This window comes from Wolbachia endosymbiont of Cylisticus convexus, from assembly GCF_003344345.1.
In genome coordinates, this window is record NZ_QPIP01000212.1 from 1 (window position 1) to 1,752 (window position 1,752).

The 1,752-nt window shown below is 35.8% G+C and carries 3 protein-coding genes and 1 pseudogene; 1 reads left to right on the plus strand and 3 read right to left on the minus strand.

All coding sequences use genetic code 11. The features are described 5' to 3' along the window. From Wcon_RS12915 to Wcon_RS10520, 3 genes and pseudogenes are all read right to left on the minus strand, one after another. Positions 1 to 73 (minus strand): hypothetical protein (locus tag Wcon_RS12915; RefSeq protein WP_338062152.1); only part of this gene is annotated, 73 nt, incomplete at its 3' end. A 137-nt stretch (positions 74 to 210) separates the two neighbouring features. After that, complete coding sequence (locus Wcon_RS11610; RefSeq protein WP_201796978.1) at positions 211 to 585, minus strand: group II intron reverse transcriptase/maturase; 375 nt, start codon at positions 583 to 585, stop codon at positions 211 to 213. Between the two features lie 22 nt (positions 586 to 607). Further along, a pseudogene (locus Wcon_RS10520) lies at positions 608 to 835 on the minus strand (IS481 family transposase); the annotation flags it as partial. Between the two features lie 89 nt (positions 836 to 924). Here Wcon_RS10520 and Wcon_RS10525 point away from each other — a divergent pair. Beyond that, positions 925 to 1,752, plus strand: an 828-nt coding sequence (locus tag Wcon_RS10525; protein ID WP_114516781.1) for an IS256 family transposase, incomplete at its 3' end; no start/stop codon positions are given.

Below are 1,752 nucleotides of genomic sequence, written 5' to 3' on the forward strand. Positions count from 1 at the left end.
CAAGAGTCTTCCTCTGTCGTTCAATCATTCTCTTTTTCCATTTCGGTAGCTCAGTATTACGTTTACCTAGCAAATCAGCAAGTTTACGTACGTGATGTACTTCAATCTGCTCTTGTGATTTACATAAGTTTGTGCCAATAGTCTTTGCTCTATTTCACTACGCTTATTCCATATTGGTATAAGGTTATCACTTATGCTTACCCATTTATTTCATTTTAGTGATACAGCACCAAAGTGTGTAATTAATGGTATCTTTGATGGTAAACGATCTACTCTGATTTGGATGACTTTTCGTTTTTCACCTTCATCGTTTTCAATCATCGCACCAAATTTTCTATAAATTTTCCTGCAAGTTGTTTTGTATTTAGATGCTAAAGTCTTTACTAATGATACTTCCATCACATACTTCAAATAACTTAGTGTGTGAAGGTTGTAGGCCATTTTGTAATATTGTACAATTCCTCGATATTCAGTTTGATACTGAGCAACAATACTGTAAGCTGTATCAAATATACGTTGAGGTAAATGTATAGGCTTTCCACAACGCATACACTTTTTCTGCTTTATATGATGTGTACTAGACACAACTTAATCTGACAGGCAAGAATTAACTGACAGAAGGATTGAGGTAGTTAAAACTAATATCAGTCTCTTGTTTGATGCTACTAATATTTTTCTGAAAAGCAATATGTTTGCTATCAAGAAAAGTCTGCATCGGTGTTTTGCCATAGCAATATTTACCTGAATGAGGTCTTGTCTCATTGTAAGAACGCAACCAATGATCAACATCTATCTGCAAATCTTCCAAAGAACTGTAGATTTTCTTTCTAAAGATAATATTGTAACACTCATCTTGAATGTTCAAAAAAGTGTGTCAAACCGAAAAAAAGTAATTTATATCAATTTAAAAATGGAGGTTTGACAATGAGTCAAAAAGTAGTAAACAGAACTAACGGATTGGTAGATTATAAAGAGTTGGAAACAAATATCCTGTCGTCTATACGAGAAGGAAGACCGTTGACAGGAAAGGAGGGAGCATTAACACCATTTATAAAAAAGCTGCTGGAGGCGAGTCTAGAAGGTGAAATAGAAAACCATTTATTAGCTGAAAGTGAAGAAAATAATCGCAGAAATGGGAGGAATGGAAAGACTTTACGTACAAGTGCAGGTTCATTTGAGCTGTTAACGCCAAGAGATAGAGAAGGAAGTTTTGAGCCGCAAATAGTCAAAAAAAGGCAAACAAGCTTACATCCAGAGCTTGAAACGAAGATTTTGAGCACATTTGCCAGTGGTATGAGCTATAGAGATATAGCGTCACACGTTGAGGAAATTTATGATCACAAAATATCGGTAGCAGAGATATCAAGTATTACCGACAAATTACTGCCTATAATCAATGAATGGCGTAGTCGTCCACTGCAATCAGTATACCCGATAGTATTTATGGATGGGATGTTCTTTAAGGTCAAGGAGGATGGACATTGCGTAAGTAAATGTATGTACAATATATTGGGCATAGACCAAAATGGCAGAAAAGAAGTCCTGGGCTTTTATTTGGCTGAAAGTGAAGGAGCTAACTTTTGGTTGGAAGTGCTAAATAACCTCAAAGAAAGAGGAGTAGAAGATATTCTGATTGCATGTGTAGATGGGCTAAAAAGCTTTCCTGCAGCCATCAACAGTGTATTTCCCAGTGCAGAAGTGCAGCTATGTATAGTACACCAAATAAGAAATTCTCTGAAATATGTATCCAGT